15 protein-coding genes and 1 pseudogene are annotated in these 21,346 nt (G+C 55.0%); 7 read left to right on the top strand and 9 right to left on the bottom strand.

Translation table 11 applies throughout. The features are described from left to right. Positions 1 to 20: 20 nt before the first annotated feature. From ntrC to hflX, 7 genes are all read left to right on the top strand, one after another. Positions 21 to 1,478 (top strand): nitrogen regulation protein NR(I), encoded by a 1,458-nt coding sequence (ntrC, locus tag ABWH92_RS13650; protein WP_375569230.1) that lies wholly within the window; start codon positions 21 to 23, stop codon positions 1,476 to 1,478. A gap of 202 nt (positions 1,479 to 1,680) precedes the next feature. Next, positions 1,681 to 3,954 (top strand): ATP-binding protein, encoded by a 2,274-nt coding sequence (locus ABWH92_RS13655; protein WP_375569232.1) that lies wholly within the window; start codon positions 1,681 to 1,683, stop codon positions 3,952 to 3,954. Further along, on the top strand, positions 3,951 to 5,318 hold the full coding sequence (locus tag ABWH92_RS13660) for a sigma-54-dependent transcriptional regulator (protein WP_375569233.1): 1,368 nt from the start codon (positions 3,951 to 3,953) through the stop codon (positions 5,316 to 5,318). The genes ABWH92_RS13655 and ABWH92_RS13660 overlap by 4 nt, the downstream gene beginning before the upstream one ends. Before the next feature lie 96 nt (positions 5,319 to 5,414). After that, the gene (gene trkA / locus ABWH92_RS13665) at positions 5,415 to 6,791 is read left to right on the top strand and encodes a Trk system potassium transporter TrkA (RefSeq protein ID WP_375569235.1); all 1,377 of its coding nucleotides are present in this window, start codon (positions 5,415 to 5,417) and stop codon (positions 6,789 to 6,791) included. Between the two features lie 42 nt (positions 6,792 to 6,833). Next, the gene (locus ABWH92_RS13670) at positions 6,834 to 8,276 is read left to right on the top strand and encodes a potassium transporter TrkG (RefSeq protein WP_375569237.1); all 1,443 of its coding nucleotides are present in this window, start codon (positions 6,834 to 6,836) and stop codon (positions 8,274 to 8,276) included. 144 nt (positions 8,277 to 8,420) lie between these two features. After that, positions 8,421 to 8,675 carry an RNA chaperone Hfq gene (gene hfq / locus ABWH92_RS13675; protein WP_375569239.1) on the top strand — a complete coding sequence of 85 codons (255 nt, stop codon included), beginning with the start codon at positions 8,421 to 8,423 and terminating at the stop codon, positions 8,673 to 8,675. An 11-nt stretch (positions 8,676 to 8,686) separates the two neighbouring features. After that, positions 8,687 to 10,096, top strand: a complete 1,410-nt coding sequence (hflX, locus tag ABWH92_RS13680; RefSeq protein ID WP_375569241.1) for a GTPase HflX — start codon at positions 8,687 to 8,689, stop codon at positions 10,094 to 10,096. A gap of 7 nt (positions 10,097 to 10,103) precedes the next feature. Here hflX and mazG read toward each other — a convergent pair whose 3' ends face one another. The 9 genes and pseudogenes from mazG to ABWH92_RS13725 form a co-directional block, all read right to left on the bottom strand. Beyond that, positions 10,104 to 10,958: a nucleoside triphosphate pyrophosphohydrolase gene (gene mazG, locus ABWH92_RS13685; protein WP_375569243.1), complete on the bottom strand. Its 855-nt coding sequence runs from the start codon at positions 10,956 to 10,958 to the stop codon at positions 10,104 to 10,106. A 157-nt stretch (positions 10,959 to 11,115) separates the two neighbouring features. Further along, complete coding sequence (locus ABWH92_RS13690) at positions 11,116 to 11,928, bottom strand: MBL fold metallo-hydrolase (RefSeq protein ID WP_375569245.1); 813 nt, start codon at positions 11,926 to 11,928, stop codon at positions 11,116 to 11,118. Next, positions 11,928 to 12,707, bottom strand: a complete 780-nt coding sequence (locus ABWH92_RS13695; protein ID WP_375569247.1) for a TatD family hydrolase — start codon at positions 12,705 to 12,707, stop codon at positions 11,928 to 11,930. The genes ABWH92_RS13690 and ABWH92_RS13695 overlap by 1 nt, the downstream gene beginning before the upstream one ends. A 4-nt stretch (positions 12,708 to 12,711) precedes the next feature. Continuing rightward, positions 12,712 to 14,268, bottom strand: coding sequence for a methionine--tRNA ligase (gene metG, locus ABWH92_RS13700; RefSeq protein WP_375569248.1), 1,557 nt, complete (start codon positions 14,266 to 14,268; stop codon positions 12,712 to 12,714). A gap of 32 nt (positions 14,269 to 14,300) precedes the next feature. Then, a complete protein-coding gene (locus ABWH92_RS13705) occupies positions 14,301 to 15,368 on the bottom strand; it encodes a hypothetical protein (protein ID WP_375569250.1) in 1,068 nt (355 codons plus the stop codon). A gap of 3 nt (positions 15,369 to 15,371) precedes the next feature. Continuing rightward, positions 15,372 to 16,043 carry a dTMP kinase gene (gene tmk, locus ABWH92_RS13710; protein WP_375569252.1) on the bottom strand — a complete coding sequence of 224 codons (672 nt, stop codon included), beginning with the start codon at positions 16,041 to 16,043 and terminating at the stop codon, positions 15,372 to 15,374. Positions 16,044 to 16,046: 3 nt separating this feature from the next. After that, positions 16,047 to 17,276: a D-alanyl-D-alanine carboxypeptidase family protein gene (locus ABWH92_RS13715; protein ID WP_375569254.1), complete on the bottom strand. Its 1,230-nt coding sequence runs from the start codon at positions 17,274 to 17,276 to the stop codon at positions 16,047 to 16,049. A 50-nt stretch (positions 17,277 to 17,326) separates the two neighbouring features. After that, on the bottom strand, positions 17,327 to 18,814 hold the full coding sequence (locus tag ABWH92_RS13720; RefSeq protein ID WP_375569256.1) for a septal ring lytic transglycosylase RlpA family protein: 1,488 nt from the start codon (positions 18,812 to 18,814) through the stop codon (positions 17,327 to 17,329). 151 nt (positions 18,815 to 18,965) lie between these two features. Beyond that, positions 18,966 to 21,340, bottom strand: a pseudogene (locus tag ABWH92_RS13725) (aldehyde dehydrogenase family protein). Positions 21,341 to 21,346 lie beyond the last annotated feature (6 nt).

Here is a 21,346-nt window from a genome sequence, read left to right on the forward strand (position 1 = left end):
GACCGATTAGGAACCCCCCAATGCCTCAACGAAGCCAAACGGTTTTGATCGCTGACGATGATGCGGCTATCCGCACTGTGCTCAATCAGGCGCTGACGCGTGCTGGCTACTCCGTGCGCGTGACGTCGAACGCGACGTCGCTGTGGCGATGGGTGAGTGAAGGCGAGGGTGATCTCGTCATCACTGATGTGGTGATGCCGGATGAGAATGCCTTTGACTTGCTCCCGCGTATGAAGAAGGCAAGGCCAGATCTGCCTATCATCGTAATGAGCGCGCAAAACACGTTCATGACAGCGGTGCGCGCATCCGAAAAAGGCGCTTACGATTATCTGCCCAAGCCTTTTGATCTGAAAGAGCTGATTGCCATTGTTGGACGCGCGATGGCCGAACCCAAACGCAAGGCCATAGGTGCTCCTTCCGTCGAAGAGGGCGCTGAAAACATGCCGCTGGTTGGCCGGTCGGCAGCCATGCAAGAGATTTATCGGGTTTTGGCACGCCTGATGCAGACGGATTTAACCGTAACGATCTCGGGAGAATCCGGCACTGGCAAAGAGCTTGTTGCAAGGGCTCTTCATGAGTTTGGCCGCCGTGCCAAAGGCCCTTTTGTTGCCATAAATATGGCTGCCATACCGCGCGACCTGATTGAAACTGAACTGTTTGGTCACGAGAAGGGTGCGTTCACAGGGGCACAGAATCGTGTCGTTGGTCGGTTTGAACAAGCCGAGGGCGGCACGCTTTTTCTCGATGAGATCGGCGACATGCCGATGGACGCGCAGACGCGCCTCCTGCGGGTTTTGCAGCAAGGCGAGTACACCACGGTTGGTGGCCGTACAGCGATACGTTCCGACGTGCGGATCGTGGCTGCAACCAACAAGGATCTGCGTCAGCTTATCAATCAGGGCCTCTTTCGCGAGGACCTTTTCTTTCGTCTCAATGTGGTTCCCTTGCGTCTGCCACCTTTGCGTGAGCGTACCGAAGATGTGCCCGATCTTGTGCGGCACTTCTTTGCCCAAGCGGTTGAAGAGGGTTTGCCGGCAAAGCAAATTGATGGTGCCGCGCTGGATGTGCTGCGTCAGTATCGTTGGCCTGGCAACATTCGTGAGCTTGAGAACCTGGTTCGGCGTCTTGCTGCGCTCTACCCTCAGGATGTGATAACCGCGCCGATTGTCGAAGATGAATTGCGCACAGCGGTTACCGGCATTGCTCCGTCGGGAGAGCAGGTCGATGCGGACGAAGGGCTGTCTGTTTCTATCGAGCGCCACTTGGTGCGCTACTTTAAGGACTTTGGGGACGATCTTCCGCCGCCTGGGCTCTATCACCGCATGCTTAAGGAGCTCGAAATCCCGCTTTTTTCTGTCGCTCTAGCCGCCACACGGGGCAACCAGATCAAAGCCGCTGAACTTCTCGGGCTTAATCGGAACACGTTGCGCAAGAAAATTCGTGACTTGGATATCCAGGTCATTCGAGGTTCCCGTTAACGCTGATCCGCGCCGAAACAGACAGTCCTTGCCGTTTATCTGGCCACTGACCTCTTTTTTGTCATAAATAAACAACACTGGTGTGCCTCGCATGCCACAGTGACGTGGTTGTCGATTCTTTGGTTCTCCCGTGCTGGACGAACCTTGCTGCGCCTGGAGCACCTCTCGCTTGGTTGATGCCGTCAGTTCAAAACCAACTGTAATGAACGAAACGCGCCGCTCACGTTCACGGTTGCTTGCGCCTATGCTTGTCGTGCTCTCGGTGGTGTTGGCTGGCGTGACATTTGCGATACTGACCGGTTCTACCGCCATCATTCCGACCCGTGACGTCGTGGTCCGTCTTGTGGTGCTGAATGCTGCAGCAGTGTTCGCGCTTGTTCTGCTTATTGGTCTTGAAGTGCGAAAGATCATACTGGCCCGGCGCGAACGTAAAGCAGGTGCACGGTTACACACACGGATATTGGTGCTTTTCAGTCTTATTGCTGCCGTGCCCGCTGTGCTGGTGGCAATAGTTGCGACCTTGACTCTCGATCGAGGGCTAGACCGTTGGTTCTCCGAGCGCACACAATCAATGGTGGATTTTTCGCTTGTTGTCGCGCGCGCTTATCTGGATGAGTACCGTCAAGTCCTCAACGTGGAGCTGACGGCGGTCGCCAGTGAGCTTGATCGTTCCAAACCGCTGTATGACTTCGACCCAGAGCGTTTTGCTGAGCATATGTCGAATATCGCGGCGGTGCGTTCTATTCCTTATCTTTCCATTGTCGGCGCAGATGGCATTGAGATTTTGCGGGCTGACACACGGTTTGCTGAAGGCTATCGACAGCCTGATCCGTCGATGATTGCAAGGGTGACCGGCGATGAGCCGGTATTGATTCCGCCCGGTACAACCAACCAAATTGCGGGTCTTATTCGACTGCCGGAATTCAACAACGTCTACCTTTTCATTGCCCGCGCCGTGGATCCGCGCGTGGTTCAGTACCTGTTGGTGACCGAGCAGAATGCCACCGAGTTTCAGGCCATGCAGGACCGGCGGTTCGGTGTGCAACTTTCCTTTGGTTTTATGTTCCTCGGGCTGGCGTTGATCATGCTGCTTGCGGCGATGTGGATAGCCATCAGCTTTGCTGATCGCCTCGTGCTTCCTGTGCGTCGTCTCATGGTTGCAGCACAACAGATTTCAGCTGGGAATCTCTATGTTCAGGTTCCGGTTCGTCGCGAAGAAGGTGATCTGGCGGTGCTTGGTCAAAGCTTCAATCGAATGACAAATGACCTGCGTTCGCAGCGAAACGAGCTTGTTGATGCGAAAGATCAGATCGATGGTCGCCGAAGGTTCACCGAGGCAGTGCTGGCGGGTGTGTCGGCGGGGGTGATTGGTGTTGATCGCGCTATGCGTATCACGCTGATGAACCGATCGGCCTGCCAGTTGCTCGACGTCGAAGAAGCCGCAATGTTGGGGCGTTCCATCAGCACGGCAGTTCCAGAATTTTCCTCGCTTTTTTCTGGCTCTATCAATGAGCAGCTCGGTCGACGACCTGCTCGCGAAGTTCGCATCGAGAGAGGGGAGCATCAGCGTATTCTGACAGTCAACATTACTGTCGAAGCCAGTGATGATGGCGCTATTCAAGGTGCAGTTATGACGTTTGACGATGTGTCTGACTTGGTTGCTGCCCAGCGCTCGAGCGCATGGGCCGACATTGCTCGGCGTATTGCTCATGAAATCAAAAATCCGCTCACGCCTATCCAGCTATCTGCCGAGCGATTGAAGCGTCGTTATGGGAAGAAACTGACGGAAGACACCGAAGTGTTTGACCAGTGTACAGACACGATCATTCGCCAAGTCGAAGATATCGGCAAGATGGTCGATGAATTCTCGTCCTTCGCTCGGATGCCGAAGCCAGAGTTTGCTCCCGGCGACTTGGCGACTGTGATCCGCGACACAGTTTTCCTCATGGATAACGGATACCCTGACATTCGTTTCACCGCCGAGCTTGAACCCGGTGGGATGCCGCTCTCACTTGATGGCCGATTGATGGGACATGTGTTCACCAACCTTCTCAAGAACGCCGCCGAGGGTATTACCTCACGTGGTGAGCAGGACGGCGAGGCCAGCCCTGAAGGTCATGTACAAGTGAATGCGCGGCGGCGAGAGGATGGAATGTACATCGTGGATGTCGCTGACGATGGCATCGGATTTCCCAAGACAGGCCGCGCGCAATTGCTTGAGCCTTACATGACGACTCGTGAGAAGGGTACTGGATTGGGTTTGGCCATTGTGCGGCGCATTGTGGAGGACCACGGAGGAACTTTGCGTCTGCTTGACGGCGAGCAAGCCAGCGTACCGACACATGGCGCCCTAGTTCGATTGACCCTGCCTGCCGCTGGAAGCGATGCGGAGTCAAAAGACAATCAAGATACAAACGAACAGCCTTTTGCCGACGATGGATACGCGTCGCAGCAGGTGAAGGAGCATAACGCGTGAGTGGTGATATTCTAATCGTTGATGATGAGGCTGACATCCGCGAACTCGTCGCTGGTATTCTGGACGATGAAGGGTACACCACCAGGCTTGCTGGCAACGCAGACGAAGCTTTGCAGGCGATCGAGAAACGTCGCCCAAATCTAGTCTTCTTGGATATCTGGATGCAAGGAAGCCGGCTGGACGGTATGCAGCTTCTGGATGTTGTCAGATCTTCTTATCCAGACTTGCCCGTGGTGATGATTTCGGGCCACGGCACGATCGATACAGCCGTGAATGCTATCAAGACGGGTGCTTTTGACTTTATTGAAAAGCCTTTCAAGTCTGATCGCCTGCTTCATGTTGCTATGCGTGCTCTGGAGACAACGGCCCTAAAGCGCGAAATTAGCGAACTGCGCCAAACATCAGGTGTTGAATACACACTTGTTGGATCCTCGCAGGAAATGAACACGCTACGGGCACAGATCGACCGCCTCGCACCCACGAACTCACGGGTTATGATTATGGGGGCGTCGGGCAGCGGCAAAGAACTGGTTGCTCGTGCAATCCACGACAAATCCCGTCGCTCCAACGGGCCGTTTGTGGTGCTTAATGCCGCCAACATCTCTCCCGAAACAATGGAGTTGGAGCTTTTTGGAACCGAAGCCGAGCCAGGTACACCTCGTAAGGTTGGGGCGCTTGAAGAGGCTCATGGCGGGACGCTTTATCTTGATGAAGTGTCAGAAATGCCGCGCGATACCCAATCCAAGATCATGCGTGTCTTGGTCGATCAAACATTTACCCGTGTTGGGGGATCAACGCGTGTGCAGGTGGATGTGCGCGTGTTGTCATCGTCTTCAGTACCGCTGGAACCGCTGATTGAAACTGATGCGTTTCGTTCCGACCTCTATCACCGTCTGGCCGTCGTGCCGCTTCCGGTGCCCTCGCTTGCTGAGCGGCGTTCAGATATCCCAGAACTCGTCCAACACTTTATGCAACAGCTTTCTAAAGCCAGCGGTCTGCCAACGCGTCAGATCGCCGATGACGCTATGACCATCCTACAAACGCACGATTGGCCAGGAAATGTGCGCCAACTGCGAAACAATGTAGAACGCTTAATGATCTTAGCACGCGGCGAAAATGGTTCTCACGTGACCGCGGATCTCTTGCCGCCGGACGTTTCATCGCTGCTCCCAAAAACGGCTAGTATGGGCAGTGAACATCTTATGGGCATGCCTCTTCGTGATGCGCGAGAGTTGTTTGAGCGAGACTATCTTTCTTCTCAAATCAATCGGTTTAACGGGAACATCTCTAAGACTGCAGAGTTTATCGGCATGGAACGCTCCGCCTTGCACCGAAAACTCAAGTCATTGGGCCTTAACGGGTGATTGGCACATCGGCTTGAAATGTGCGACCAGTGAGCGATGGATGATCGCGCTCGACGCGATATTCATCACGAACAGAACACAGGGACTCCATAGCCGATGCGAGTAGTGATTTGCGGGGCAGGGCAGGTTGGCTTTGGTATCGCAGAGCGATTGTCGCGTGAAAACAACGACGTCTCTGTTATCGATACTTCTGCACGCCTCGTGCAAGCGATCCGAGACTCTTTGGATGTGCGTGGTGTTGTTGGTCACGGATCGCACCCTGATGCCCTGGTGCAGGCAGGCATTGAGCAGGCTGATATGATCGTTGCTGTCACCTTGTATGATGAGGTGAACATGATCGCCTGTCAGGTGGCCCACTCTCTTTTCAATGTGCCGACAAAAGTCGCACGCATCCGTGCGCAGAGCTATCTGGAGAAGCAGTACGCTTCGCTGTTTTCACGCGATAATCTGCCAATTGATGTCATTATCTCGCCTGAGATTGAGGTCGGCGAGATGGTGCTCCGTCGGTTGGCGTTGCCAGGCGCGTTGGATTCAGCGCGCTTTGCCGATGAGCGTATCTCGGTCGTTGGTGTTTATCTGCGTGAAGACTGTCCTGTGATCGACACTCCTCTGCGTCAGCTGTCTGGTCTCTTTCCGGAACTCAAAGCCACAGTGGTCGGTGTGTTGCGCAACGACAGCATGTTTGTCCCGCGCTCTGATGATGCCATGCTTGCTGGTGATGTGGCCTACTTTGCCGCTGATCGCGATCAGGTCCGGCGCACGCTTGGTATCTTTGGCCGTGAAGAGACTGAAGCAAGTCGGGTGGTGATCGCCGGCGGAGGCAATATCGGCCTCTATGTGGCGCAAGCTCTTGAAGCACGCCAATCACGCACCAAGGTGAAAATCATTGAGCAAGATCGAGAGCGCGCGGTTGAAATTGCCGACGATCTCTCGCGAACCGTCATCTTGCACGGCAGCGCTCTCAGCCAAGATATATTGAACGAGAGTGACATTGGCCAAACAGATACGATGGTTGCGCTGACCAACGATGACCAAGTTAACATCCTCTCCTGCGTTATGGCTAAGCGTTTGGGCGTGCGGCAGAACTTGGCGCTTATCAACAACAGTTCCTATCCACCTCTAGCCCAATCGCTTGGCATCGATGCCTATGTTAACCCGCGCCAGGTGACGATTTCGCGTGTTTTGCAGCATGTTCGCAAAGGGCGTATCCGCCAGGTACACTCGCTTCAAGATGGTGCTGCTGAGGTGATAGAAGCTGAGGCGCTTGACACCTCACCATTAGTTGGCGCGCATCTGCGAGACCTAGACTTGCCAGACGGTCTTCGTATTGGTGCTATTTTGCGAGGGTCGAAAGTGATTATGCCAGACGGAGAGACGACCGTGAAGGCCGGCGATCGTGTGGTGATGTTCGCGCTTGCTGGCCAAGTGAAACGGGTGGAGCAATTGTTCCGTGTTTCTCTTGAGTTTTTCTAGACTTAGAATGGCTTGTGCTGAAACAACCTTGATGGCGGTGCGATGCTTGTAGGGCTTCGTGCTCTGGCGGCCGTTTGTTTCACCATGGCGTTGGCCATGATCATGTGCGCTGCTATTGGTTTGGGGCAGGGCGATGGCGCTTCTGTATCCCTCTTTGCGGGACAGGCGGGTGTGCTGGTTTTCTTCGCCACAGCTGTGCGCCTTGCTTTTGCTGGTCGACGTGCACCGCTGACCCGAACAATCAGTTTTCGGGTCCTGATCCTCGCATGGGTTTTGGCGCCAGTTCTCGCCACGCCCCCTTTTTTGTTGCTCACCGACCTTCCCTTGCACTTGGCTTTTTTCGAGGCCACATCGGCGATCACCACAACCGGTGCAACGGCCATTGAGAATCTAGCTTCCGTGCCGTTGTCCATCATTGGCTGGCGGGCTTGGTTGCAGTGGCTTGGTGGTCTGGCGACGCTTATGTCTATCATTGTGGTTCTAGCGCCCGCTGGGGCCGGGGGAACACCTTTGCTGCGACTGGGGGGAGACACGCAGCAGATACTAGAAAACCGTGTGCGAGGTGTATTTGGTGCGTACTTGGCAGTCACACTTGCTTGTTTTGCATTACTGCTGGCGTCCAACATCGGTGCGTTCGATGCCTTCGCCCTGTCCCTGACCACTGTTTCAACCGGGGGTATGATGCCGCGGCCAGGCACGCTGAGCGACTACAATGCACCGCTGGCTGAGTGGACAATCGGTTTGTTTATGCTGATCGGTGCATCCAGTTTGATGTGGCACCGCTTGGTGGCGACCGGTCGCCTAGGCCGCTCAATCACGCTTTTGGAAAGTGTAGCGCTGATAGGATTGGCTGGCGCGCTTGGGGTTGCATACGCTGTAGCCTTTGCGCTGGCTGCTGGCTCTGGAACAGTTCTGGGGCCAATCACGGCGCTGCGCGAGGGCTTCGTAACGGCAGCCTCGCTTGTTTCAACAACAGGCTTTGAGGCTCGCAATGCCGGTGCGTCTGTCTTACCGTTGTCGTTGGTTTTGGTGGTGATCCTGATTGGTGGTGGAATGTTTTCCACTGCAGGGGGTGTCAAACTCTATCGCGTAGCACTTATGGCGCGCCACAGTTTGAAAGAGCTTGAGCATATCATTTATCCCAATGCTGTTCACACCGATCATTTAGGTCGATTTGCTTATGACACCGATGGCATGCGCGCCATTTGGACCGCACTTGTGTTGTTCTTTGTCGTTTGGGCAGGATGTGGCGTCCTCTTAGCGCTTACTGGCTTGCCGCCCGAGGCCGCCTTGGTCGCCGCGCTGAGCGCGTTGGCGAATGCTGGACCCGTCTATACATTCGGTTGGTCTCCGCCCCATGCGTGGCCAGGCTATTTTGAGTTTGGACCGCTTGCCAGTGGAGCACTGAGCCTGACCATGCTTGCTGGGCGCCTTGAGATCATCGGTTTGGTTGCAGGGTTTAGCGTCTTGTTTTTTAGGCGTTAGTTGTTCTGCGCAACGCAGGCATGAAAGACCAAATCTCCCCTCAAAACTCTTTGGCTCGTGAAAAAGCCGTGCTAGCGTAGCCGTCTGAACACATGAGGGTGTGTTTTGATTTGTGCGGCCAACAACAACGACCAGGGGGTAACCATGGCAAACGAGCGAACCCAAAATCTGCAAGACGCCTTTCTTAATCATGTGCGTAAGCAGAAAGCGTCGTTGACTATCTTTTTGGTCAACGGGGTGAAGCTTCAGGGCATTGTGACCTGGTTTGACAATTTCTGCATATTGTTGCGCCGTGATGGCCATTCGCAGCTTGTTTATAAGCATGCTATTTCCACCATCATGCCAGCACAACCGGTGCAACTGTTTGATCCGTCCGATGAAGATCGCGCTGACGGATAAAAGGATAATCCTTGACCGTTGAAACAAGCGATACCGATCGCAAACCTGCTGGAAAGCCCCGTTTCCAGATTGAAGACACACGCGCCAAAGAAACTCGCACCGCCGTCATTGTCCCCGTCATCTCCGGTCGCGCAGCAAAGCGGGCAGGAGAAGCTGGCGGACGTGCCGTAAGTGAACAGCGCTCACTGGATGCACGCCGGCAAGAAGCTGTTGGGCTGGCCGCCGCGATCAGTTTAGATGTTGTTTTTGTTGAACTTTTAGCGCTTCAAACGCCGCGTCCTGCGACACTTTTAGGCGTCGGTAAGGTTGAAGAGATTGCGAAGCGCGTAGCCCAAGAACACATCGAACTCGTTGTTATTGACCACGAGTTGACACCTATTCAGCAACGCAATCTCGAGCGCGCTTTGGAGGCCAAAGTTGTTGATCGCACCGGTCTTATTTTAGAGATCTTTGGACGGCGCGCTCAAACCCGCGAAGGGACATTGCAGGTTGATTTGGCGCATCTGACCTATCAGAAAAGCCGGCTTGTGCGCTCCTGGACCCACCTGGAACGTCAGCGAGGCGGGAAAGGGTTCCTTGGTGGCCCCGGTGAAACACAGATCGAGTCTGATCGACGCGTTATTCAAGAGAAGATCACGCGCCTGAAGGGCCAACTTGAGGAGGTTCGGCGGACGCGGACTTTACATCGCTCACGTCGACAGGAAGTGCCTGCGCCTACCGTGGCTTTGATTGGTTACACCAACGCGGGTAAGTCCACCCTGTTCAATCGTATTGTCGATGAGAAAGTGATGGCAAAGGACCTGCTGTTTGCCACGCTCGATCCCACTCTTCGAAAGGTGCAATTGCCTAGGGGGACAGAGGTTATTCTGTCCGACACTGTTGGGTTTATCTCAAACCTGCCCACCTCTTTGATCGCCGCGTTTCGCGCCACTTTGGAAGAGGTGCTTGAAGCCGATCTTATTGTTCATGTGCGTGATATCACACACCCAGAGACCGATGCACAACGTGCTGATGTCATTGATGTTCTTGCACAATTGGGTGTGGTGGACCGCGACGGTCAAAGTGACCGCGCGATGATTGAAGCTTGGAACAAAATCGATTTGATGGATGCGGGCACCTTGGATGTCACGCTACGCCAAGCAGAGGTGCAAGGCGCGCGCGTTCTGGCTGTTTCTGCGGTGAGCGGGCAGGGGCTCAGTGCTTTGCTCTCCCAGATTGAGAAAGAGATTGCAGCTACACGTCAGGAAGAAACGTTCCTTGTTCCTGTTGAGGATGGTGAAGGACGTGCTTGGGTTTTTGCCAATGCAACAGTGCTAGACGAAGTCATTTTAGAGGACGGGTCAACACAGGTTCGCGTGGCTATGACACCCCGGCGCATGGCCCATGCGAGGGCGCGGTTTGGAGCTGCTACGCCAGCGTAGAACACTATTAAGCTTCGCTCTTTGCCTGTTGCCAGGCATTTTCCATTGTCTCCAGGGAGGCGTTGCCGACAGGGGTCGATGTGCCCTCCAAAGCCTTCTCAACCCACTGAAACCTTTGAATAAATTTCTGATTTGTGCTTTCAAGTGCAACGGTCGGGTCAATATCCAGTTTTCGCGCCAGGTTTGTGACCACGAAAAGAACATCGCCTATTTCATCCTCAAGCCTCGATCTGTCTTGAGGAGCAGCTGCTAGCTCTTCGGCGACCTCGTCAGTTTCTTCGGCAAGCTTGTCCATCACTGCCTGTGGAGTTGGCCAGTCAAAGCCGACGCTTGCGGCTTTGGCTTGCAGCTTGAAGGCGCGTTGAAGGGCGGGCAGGGTGGTCGGCACCCCGTCTAGAGCACTTGCTGGTTTGTCATCGCCCTCGCCTTGATTTTGCGACGCACGTCGGGCTCGCTTCTCTGCTCTTTCTTCGGACTTGATTTCTTCCCAGCGCACTTTCACGGCTTGAGGATCGTTGCGATCAATATCGCCGAAGACATGCGGGTGGCGGCGGATCATTTTTGTCGTCACTGCAGCCACGACATCGTGGAAGGCAAATGAGCCTTCTTCTTTGGCCATCTGCGCGTGGAAAACGACTTGAAGCAAAAGGTCACCCAACTCGTCGCAGAGATCTTCTTTATCGTTGCGTTGGATTGCGTCGGCGACTTCATAGGCCTCTTCGATGGTGTAGGGCGCGATCGATGAGAAACTCTGTTCCACATCCCAAGGGCAACCTGTCTTTGGGTCACGCAGCTTGGCCATGATGGCGAGCAAGGTCGACAGCTCACCGGGTGGGCCGTCTGTTGATCCATTGTCGCTCATTGGCAGCTCCATGCTTTTGCATCAGCAAGTCTAACGCAGGACTGCATGGCGATCGTGGGTGGTGGACATCCAATGGGGTAGAACCCACAAGAAAGACATACATTTATCCGATAAGATATATTATGGAACCAAAAAGCGCGCTGAAACCCCGACTTAGCTAGGAAATAGCGACCTCTAGTCCATCGTAGGCTGGTTCAATGCTGTTTGGTGTTTCACTGAGCAGCGTCTCATAATCCAAATCGTTGTGCAGATTGGTGAGAATGGTGCGCTTCGGCTGCACGCTGCTATGCAGAGCCAGTGCCTTTTCAAGATTGAAGTGGCTCGGATGTGGCTTGCGGCGCAAGCTGTCGATAATCAACACGTCGAGCGCATGAAAATGCGCCATGCTTGCTTTCGGTATCGCGCTGACGTCCGGCAGATAAAGCAAGCCGCCAATACGAAAGCCAAGTGCAGTGATATCGCCGTGATCCACAGGCACAGGTGTCAGCTCGATTGAACCGCCAGCACCATCAATGACGACTTGGCGATCATGCTCTAAAACCTGTCTATCCAAGATTGGTGGATAACCTGAGCCAGGCGGTGTATGGAACACATAACCGAAAGCCGCACTAGCACGCTCGAAGGTCCGATTGTCCATATGAACTGAAATGCGCGAGCGCTGTATCAGCGCAAACGGGCGCATGTCGTCTATCCCATGAAGATGATCTGCATGTTCATGGGTGTAAACAACGCCATCAAGACAAGGAACTTGAGCATCCAACATTTGGGCACGGAAGTCTGGGCCGGTGTCGATTACGCAATAGGTGGTTCCATTGGGCCCATTGCGAGTGAGGAGGGCCGAACAGCGCCTTCGGTGATTTTTCTGGTTGCTCGGGTCGCAATCGCCCCAACGCTCTTTGTGGGTTGTCCCCCCTACCCTAGGCACGCCAGCCGATGACGCGCATCCAAGAATGGTAAGCGTCAGCGTCATCAAAGTTTTGCCTTGCTGAAAAGGCGCTGAAAATTTCGAGTTGTCAGGTCAGCAATCTGATCTGCTTGGATATTGCGTACATCGGCAAGCACGCGAGCGGTGTGAGATACAAAAGCCGGTTCGTTGCGCTTGCCACGAAACGGCACAGGGGCGAGGTACGGCGCGTCTGTTTCAACGAGCAGCCGGTCTTCTGGAACTTGGGCTGCGATGCCGCGCAGCTCTTCAGCCGTTTTGAACGTCAAGATTCCCGAGAACGAAACGTACGCTCCTAAGGCGATACCTCGTTTCGCGAGTTCCAAGCCAGAAGAGAAGCAGTGCAGTACCATCGGAAAAGCGCCATCGGTCTCATACGCTTCCTCTAAAATGGCGGCCATATCATCATCGGCCGAACGTGCATGGATAACCAGCGGCAAGCCTGTAACTCGAGCCGCTTTGATATGGCGTTTCAGCCCTCCGGCCTGCGCTTCACGCGGCGCGTTGTCATAGTGGTAATCCAGACCCGCCTCGCCAATTGCTACCACCTTTGGGTGTTCGGAAAGTGTCACCAGGTCGTCTACCGTAACATCAGGTTCTTCGCCGGCATTGTGTGGATGGGTACCAACAGAACAGGTAACGCTGTCGTAGGCCTCAGCCACGTCCTTGATCTGGTTGAATTTCTTTACACGCGTACAAATCGTGACCATATGCCCGATACCGGCATCGTTGGCGCGCGCAACGACTGCATCACGCTCAGGCTCAAAGTCCGGAAAATCAAGGTGGCAATGGCTATCGACGAGCAAGGCGTTAGGCCCCTTGCCCGGCTTTGTCGTCTTCAACGTATCGTGGGAAAATCGGCGTTGGCTTTGGCAAGTTTGTGCCAGCTTTGAGTGCGCTTTCCGCATCAAGATCGGCAAACTGGCGGGATTCGCTTGTAACACTCAGCGCATCGAGAAGCTTGCCCGCGCTATCGGGCATGACCGGTTGAACCAGCAAGGCGATTTTGCGGATTGTTTCAGCTGTGACCCAAAGCACCGTTGCCATCCGGGCTGGATCTGTTTTCTTCAAAGCCCATGGCTCTTGCGCAGCAAAGTATCGGTTCGCATCAGCCACAACAGACCAGATAGATGTGAGCATCGCGTGCAGCTCTTGCTTGTCGATGGCTACACGGGCGCGACCCAACAGGGCATCAGCTGATACCAACAGTGCCCTATCGTCGGCAGATAGCTCACCTGGCACAGGTACTTTGCCGTCGCAATTTTTGCCAATCATTGACAAGGATCGCTGTGCCAAGTTGCCAAGGTCGTTGGCCAAATCGGCGTTGATTCGCCCAACAATCGCCTCGTGGCTGTAATTGCCGTCTCGCCCAAATGGAACTTCGCGCAGAAAAAAGTAACGGACCTGATCGCGACCATAGTGATCCACCATGGTGAATGGGTCGATGACATTGCCAATCGACTTCGACATCTTCTCGCCCTTGTTGAACAAGAAGCCGTGGCCAAACACACGCTTGGGCAGCGCAATGCCTGCCGACATCAAAAAAGCAGGCCAATACACGGTGTGGAACCGCACAATGTCTTTGCCGATCACGTGTAAGTCTGCTGGCCAGTATTGCCAGCGAGGATCGCTTTCATCGGGAAAGCCAAGCCCGGTGATGTAGTTGGTGAGAGCATCGACCCAAACATACATCACATGGGCGTCGTCTCCCGGCACTTTGATGCCCCAATTGAATGTGGTGCGAGAGATCGAAAGGTCTTTTAATCCGCCTTCGACAAACTTCATCACCTCATTACGACGTTCATCCGGCCCAATGAAGCTTGGATTGTCGGTGTAGTGTTTCAGCAAGCGATCCTGGAAGGCAGAAAGACGAAAGAAGTAGCTTTCTTCCTCGACCCATTCCACGGGTGTGCCGTGCGGTCCAAATCGGACGCCATCATCTTTGAGATGGGTCTCTTCATCACCGTAATAGGCCTCGTCACGAACTGAGTACCAGCCAGCATAGCTGTCTTTGTAGATGTAGCCCGCATCTTGCATGCGCTGCCAGATTGCCTGACTGGCCTTGTGATGCCGCTCTTCGGTGGTTCGGATGAAATCGTCGTTCGAGCACCCTAGAACCTCTACCATCTTCTCAAACTGGGGAGCGTTCTGATCAGCGAGTTCAGCGGGCGTCATGCCCGCCTCACGCGCCGTCTTGTCCATTTTCAAGCCGTGCTCATCCGTGCCGGTGAGAAAGCGCACATCATACCCATCCAACCGTTTGAAGCGAGCAATGGCATCGGTGGCGAGCGCCTCATAGGCGTGGCCGATATGCGGCTTGCCGTTGGGATAGGAAATGGCTGTGGTGATGTAGAAGCGTTGGGACATAGAACGAATGTAAGCTTTCGGCGCGGAGGGATTTACCCCTGGCTATAGACCTGATCGAGTTGGTCGAAAAGCACCATGATGCGTTCTGATACATCCAAATTGATCGCTTGGTGTGTGCGTATCGCCGCTGTGTGCTCGCTCCAGAGTGCGGCGAGCCTCTGTTGTGGGATCAGACCTTTTGTTGGCGGGGGTGTTGCTAGCCCCTCTGGCTCGCTCTCTTCCCTAACGCGTCTTGAAAGCCAGTCTTCTATCAGGCCGAGCAATAGCTCGCGCACTTCAGGCGACATGGCTGTCAAGCTCGCTGAAAACATCAAGCGAGCTGCCATCGTTTTGCTGTCTGGGCGTTCCCCGGTTTCGCCTGCAAGCTTGCAGAAGTCTTGATAGGCATCGAGCGCTTGGCTGTCTTTCGATAAGCTAAGCATGTGCCCTGCCCTGCCGCCAGAAAGCGCGATAGCGGTGTCACTAAGGTTCATGCCGCTTGTTGATTGAGCCAAGTCTCCCATCTCCTCGGCGCTCAAAGGTGCAAACGCCAAATGGCGGCATCGCGAACGGATTGTTGGCAAGACCTGATTAAGAGCGTGGGCGACCAAGAAGATCACGGTTTTTTGAGACGGTTCTTCCAACGGCTTAAGCAGAGCGTTGGCACCTTCAACGTTCAACTCGTCGACGGCATCAACAGCCAGTACCCGCCATCCACCGTACGCGGCGGTTGATTGCAGCTTGTGAAGCGTAGAGCGAACCGCGCCAACGGGAATTGTCTTTGGTAGCTTTTTGCCATCACTGCTTGTTTGCCTGTCAATCCAATGAAGGTCCGGGTGAGCACCCTGAGCAACCAGTCTTGCGTCCGCATGGTTGAGATCGATCTCGAGCCCATTGACCGCCTTACGAGCGTTTTCGGCAACCAGGTAGGCAGCTGCTTGCGCGGCAAAACGCGCTTTGCCGACGCCTTTTGAGCCGTGCAGCAGCCAGCCGTGATGCATGCGACCGCTTTGTAGCGCGTCTAGGAAAGCGCCTTGAGCGCTCTTATGGCCAACCAAAGGCTGGTCGAGCGGTAAGCCGGGTCGGGCAATGGTGTCTTTGGCGGTGGCTTTGCGCGCCATTGGCTAAACCAGACCACGAAGGCGTAGGCTATCGCGGATCGTAAGCGCCACCGTGTTTGGCTTTCCTGCACCGTCAATCAAGATGCATCGTTTGGGAAAAGTATCGCAAAGCCAGCGGAAACCCTCTGAGACTTTGTCATGGAAGCTTTGGTCTTCCTTCTCAAAACGATCGTCGCCATCATCTTTGGTCGACAAGCGGGCTTTGCGGCGTGTCTTGGATACATCCGCATCGACGTCCAAAACATAGGTAACTTCTGGCATCAGGTCGTCTGTCGCGATCGCTTCAAGTTGATCGATCGTTTCGGGGAGCAAACCACCAACATAACCCTGATAAATGCGCGTGGAATCAGCGTAGCGGTCGCACACCACCACTTGGTTGCTGGCCAATGCTGGTTTGATAACAAGGTCAACATGTTCGCGGCGAGCAGAGGTCAGTAGACAAGCTTCGGCCAGAGGGCCTTTTTCAGCTGCATGGCCGCCAAGAAGCACCTCACGTACAATCTTCCCGCCTGGGGAACCTCCTGGCTCGCGCGTTTCAAGCACGTCGTACCCTTCCTCGCGCAGCGTCTCACCAAGCATTGCCGCTTGCGTGGACTTGCCAGACCCTTCTCCGCCTTCAAATGAAATGAAATAGCCACCCGTCGGCTGCTTTGCTGCTTTTTTATTTGATGGCATGGCTTAAAAGCTTCCCGCGAACGAGATGGGCGGGATCCAACCGAGCACAAGTTCAAGGAATCCATCGCGCGCGCGCTGAACCATTGATCCTGTTTCGACCTGTGATGCGGCGACCAAAGGTGTTTCCTGAATGATCGTTCCATCGCGCTCGACGAGCAACCGACCAAGCTGCTGACCTTCTGCGATGGGCGTTGGGATAGGGCTTTCATAGACAACGCGGGCACGAACCCGATCGACCCCTTCGCGTGGAAGTAGGAGTTCTAAGGCTCCCTGCTCTGCCATCAAGCCAACTTGACGTTGCGCGCCCCCATAGGTGCGGGCAAACGCTATGGGTTCGCCTGGCTCGGCCACACGCACAGTACGAAAGTCTTCAAAGGCATAGCGAACAAGGCGACGCGCTTCGTCGACCCGGCCTTCAGGCGTATCAACGCCAGACAAGGCAAACACAACTCTGCGGCCGTCACGAATAACCGATCCTACAAGACCGTACTGGGCTTCATCGCTAAACCCTGCAAACAAGCCGTCAGCACCTGCAATTTGGTTGAAAATCGGGTTTCTGTTGCGCTGCGTGATGTTGTTCCAGGAGAACTGGTCTTCGGCAAACATCGCATAGAGGTTGGGGTGCGAGTCGATAAGAGCCGTCGTTGCGACCACCAAATCGCGAGCTGTTGTGTACATGCCGCGCTCCGGTTGTCCCGTTGAGTTGGTGAAGGCACTGTTTGTTGCGCCATAGCTCATGGCAAGTTCGCTCATTTGCTCGGCAAAGGCTTCTTCACTACCGGCAATACCTTCAGCCAATGCGATGGCAGCATCGTTTCCAGAGATGATTGTTAGGCCACGTAAGAGATCTGCGATTGCCACCGAGCTTCCCAGTTCAGCGAACATGGCTGCTCGACCAGAGGGGCCCCCACCCCTGCGCCACGCGTCCTCACTTATTGGAAATGTAGTCTCAAGATCAAAGGTGCCCTGAGCAATACCATCAAAAACGACGGCGGTGGTAAGGGTCTTGGCCATTGACGCCGGTTCAAAGCGCTCATTGGCCCGCTGCGTATAGAGCACCGTTCGCGAGTTGACATCATAGAGGAAGGCGTAAGGCGCGCGGCTTTCAAAGGCTTGTGACCAGGCGATTTGGGGAGTGCATACAAGCGCCAGGACACCTAAGACAGAGAGCGCGTAGGTAAAGCTATGTGAGGCGCAGCCTTCGCATGCGCGCATTGCCTCCCGTGGTGTCATAGACTCGAGCTCCCGCTGCCGTGCCGACCCGGCCGTGTTGGACGATGAATTTAACTGCTTGTCGTGCCCGTCACATACGCGTCGGTGTAGCCTTGGCCAGCCAATCTACGCAAGAGGTCTTGCTCGGCCTGCTCTGTTGGTGCTGGGGCGCGCAGGCGAACTTGAGTTAGTGTCCTTCCTCGCGATTGCACAGGCTCTGTGACAACCTCGCCAAACGATGCCAGTTCGGAACGCAATCGTGTGACGTTGGCCGGATCGCCAAAAATTCCGATCTGGATGAGCGCGGTGCGTCCAGCTGCAGGTGTTTCCGTCGCAGTAAGAGCAACGAGTGGCGTTTGTTGCGCTTCGCTCAAATGCGCAACTGCTTGTGATTGTAGGGCCAAAGCGCTTGCCGCATCCAGAGCGTTTGCACCCGCAGCGCGATGCGCGAGCTCAATACGCGCGCTTTGAGCGGTAGCAGACTGGTTACGTTGGGTGAAACCAGCTTCAAGATCAGTGGCCATGAAACCAATAGCGGCGCTCGGAATCGGCGCGTTTGGTACAAGACCTCCAGCAGGTTGCACGGTTGGAGTCGAAAACGCAGCTGGAGCAGACGCTTCCGCACCTGATGGTGGCGCTAGCACCATGGGTGATCCGGTGGCTGGTGCAGAGGGCTGTGACAAGACCGGTGCACGTTGAACCTGTGGTTCACTTTGTGGCTGACCGAAGAGCGTGTCCAGAAACGACGAACTTTGGGATGAAGCCGTCTGGTTCGCCGCTGATGACTGGGCACTCTCTGCAAAAGCAATTTGGCTGGACGCAGCAACAGGCGTCGGGGCTGGAACCGGGGCGCGCGCTAACATGGTGCCCGGATCGGCACCGTTCATTGGCTGGCCATTGACCTGGGCAGTGGCTTCCATCCAAGCAACATCTTGTCCGTGCAGCGGCGCTTGTCCTTCATATTGAACACGAACGCGCGCCACGCCATCGCCGCGAAAATCAAGAACGTCAGCGGCTCGTTTTGAAAGATCGATGATCCGGTCGTGAGCAAAAGGACCACGATCATTGATACGAACAACCACGGAATGATTGTTTTCCAGGTTGGTGACGCGGGCATAGCTCGGCAAAGGCAGCGTTGGGTGTGCCGCCGATAGTGTATATTGGTCAAACACCTCACCATTGGCGGTCAGGCGTCCGTGAAATCCGGGCCCATACCAGGACGCAACGCCCGTTCGATCGTAGTCTGGGTCCTCACGTGGTGTGTAGAGACGTCCAGCAATGCGATAGGGACGCCCAACCTGCGCCCTACCCCCGCCGCGAGGCAGGTTCGTTTCCTGGTCGGTAACGCGTGGACTTGCTGCCACGCCCAGCGCCGCATCGTTGATGCCATCGCCACCGCCGCCATCACCACCTGTTGTGACCGCGTTACAACCGGTCAATACCAACGCACAGACGCCAACCACCGCAAGTGCACGGTGAAGCGGCCTTTTAACAAAGGAGTTGGCAGCGGAGCCCGCAGCCGAAAAGGCGCCTGAAAGCGCCACAGAACATCTCATCATCACGCCATACTCGATACAAACTGGCGACCGCACGGGCAACTTAAACACGCAAAGCACGCAGGCGGTTTGCTTCACAAATGGTGAAACTGTGCGTGTAAAGTGACGCATGAGCGTGAAGAAGGCGTTAAGTCTGTTGACGTTGAGCGCTCTGTTACTCGCCGTATGGTATCCATATGTTTTTGATTTCACAGGATTTTCGAAGCCATTCTGGTCCTTCTGCCGCAGGCGCAAACCAATCAATGGCGCGGCCATAGTCAACGAATGTGCGCTTCAGATTACCAGCTGAAAGGGACTCCACCTTTGTGGACAGATCTTGTGAGCCAAATGCCCAAAGTGCATCAACATCGTTGTGGGAGCCCAGAACGGCAGCCAACTCGCCGGAATCACCAGTGACAATGTTGATAACACCGGCCGGTACATCTGATGTTTCTAGAACTGAGTAGAGGTCTGTTGCCGCCAGGGGATTGGCCATGCTGGGAACCAAAACCACACGGTTGCCCATCGCAATCAAAGGAGCTGCCAAGCTTATCGCGCCGAGCAAAGGTGCTTCGTCCGGACAAACAACACCGACAATACCGATTGGCTCGTTCATCGCCAATGCCACGCCACGCATTGGCGGGACATGCACGCGACCGTCGTTTTTGTCCGCGTAGGCGGCATAGGTGAACAGGCGATCAATCGCTGCGTCCACTTCTTTGGCGGCTTTTGCTGGTGTGGCTCCTGAAACGCTTGCCATACGTGCCGCGAACTCATCTCGACGGACGGAGAGATTTTCAGCGAGGTAATAGATCACTTGCGCGCGATTGTGCTCGGTTGCCGCCGACCAGCCTGCAGCCTTGCGGGCAGCAGCTACGGCATTGCGAATGTCTTTACGGTTGCCGACGCCGACTTCTCCGATGATGTCCCCTTTTGGCGACACAATTGGGCGCGAATAGTTGCCATCGGGGCGCGCTTGTGTGCCGCCAATGTAAAGCTTTGCTGTGCGATCGATGGTGGGTGTGTCGAAACCACCAGACTGTGGTTTGGGCTCTGTTGGAGGGGCGGTTTGACGGAGCTTTGTACCTGTCCAAAACTTCGGCTTCAGGTACTCAAAAGCACCTTCACGACCACCTTCTCGGCCAAAGCCAGATTTTTTTTGCCTCCAAAACCAACCGATGCATCGAACATATTGGTCGCGTTTACCCAGACCACGCCACTGTCGAGTTTGGCGGCCACGTTGAGCGCCAGCCCAATCGTTTCCGACCAGATGGAAGCGGCAAGACCATAGCGAGAGTGGTTCGCCAGTTGCACGGCCTCATCAGGTGTTCGGAACGTCATGGAGACAGCTACTGGACCAAAAATTTCTTCTGTCGCAACGGTGGACGATGTTCCAACGTTGGATAGCAGTGTGGGCGGGAAGTAGCTTCCGGCTGCTGGAATGGCGCCGGAGGGTTGATGCAGTGTTGCGCCCTCTTTCACGCCTTGATCAACCAGTGCTTTGATACGTTCAAGCTGAACAGGAGCAACAATCGCACCCATATCAATGGCTTTGTCGAGTGGCGCTCCAACGCGCAGTGTTTCCATGCGCCTGGTGAGCTTGGAAACAAATGTATCGGCGATGCCCTCATGCAGCAGCAGTCGTGATCCAGCGCAGCAAACTTGGCCCTGATTGAACCAGATCGCATCCACAACACCTTCGACCGCGCCATCCAAGTCAGCATCATCGAAGACGATAAAGGGGGACTTCCCGCCAAGTTCGAGTGTGAGTGATTTGCCGCTTCCGGCTGTGCGCTGGCGGATAATGCGGCCAACTTCGGTCGAGCCTGTGAAAGCAACCTTGTCAATGTCAGGGTGATCAACCAGCGCGGCGCCAGTGTCCCCCTCACCTGTTACGATGTTCAGCACACCCGCCGGCAAACCAGCCGCTTGCGCTAACTCGGCGATCAAAAGTGCGGTAAGGGACGTGAACTCAGCTGGCTTCAAGACAACCGTGTTGCCGAGTGCCAGGGCTGGAGCAATTTTCCATGCCAGCATAAGAACTGGGAAGTTCCAGGGGATAATCTGCCCAACGACACCAACAGGGTCATGGTCAGGAAACTCTTTGCTCTGAAGCTGAGCCCAACCGGCATGATGATAAAAGTGACGCGCGGCGAGCGGCACATCAATGTCACGGGTTTCACGGATTGGTTTGCCATTATCAAGCGCCTCAACAACCGCGATGAGGCGGGCGTTGCGCTGGATCGTGCGTGCCAAAGCATAGAGGTGCCTTGCGCGTGCATGGCCGGGAAGAGCCGCCCACTTTTTTTGGGCCTTACGGGCAGCTTTTACCGCAGCATCCATATCTGCATCTGAGCCTTGCGAAAGCGTTGCCAGATGTTCGCCCGAGGCAGGCGCTTGGCTGTCAAATGTGGCTTCGCTCTTAACAAACGCTCCATCGATAAAATGGCCAAATGCATTGCCGTGCTTGGCGATCCATGCCCGTGCATCACCATCGGCTTCTGGTGCAGGGCCGTAGTCCATTGTGTCGAAATAGTCAGCAACGCTCATGGGTGA

Origin of the sequence: Ahrensia marina, assembly GCF_042140245.1 — a bacterium.
GTDB lineage: Bacteria > Pseudomonadota > Alphaproteobacteria > Rhizobiales > MH13 > MH13.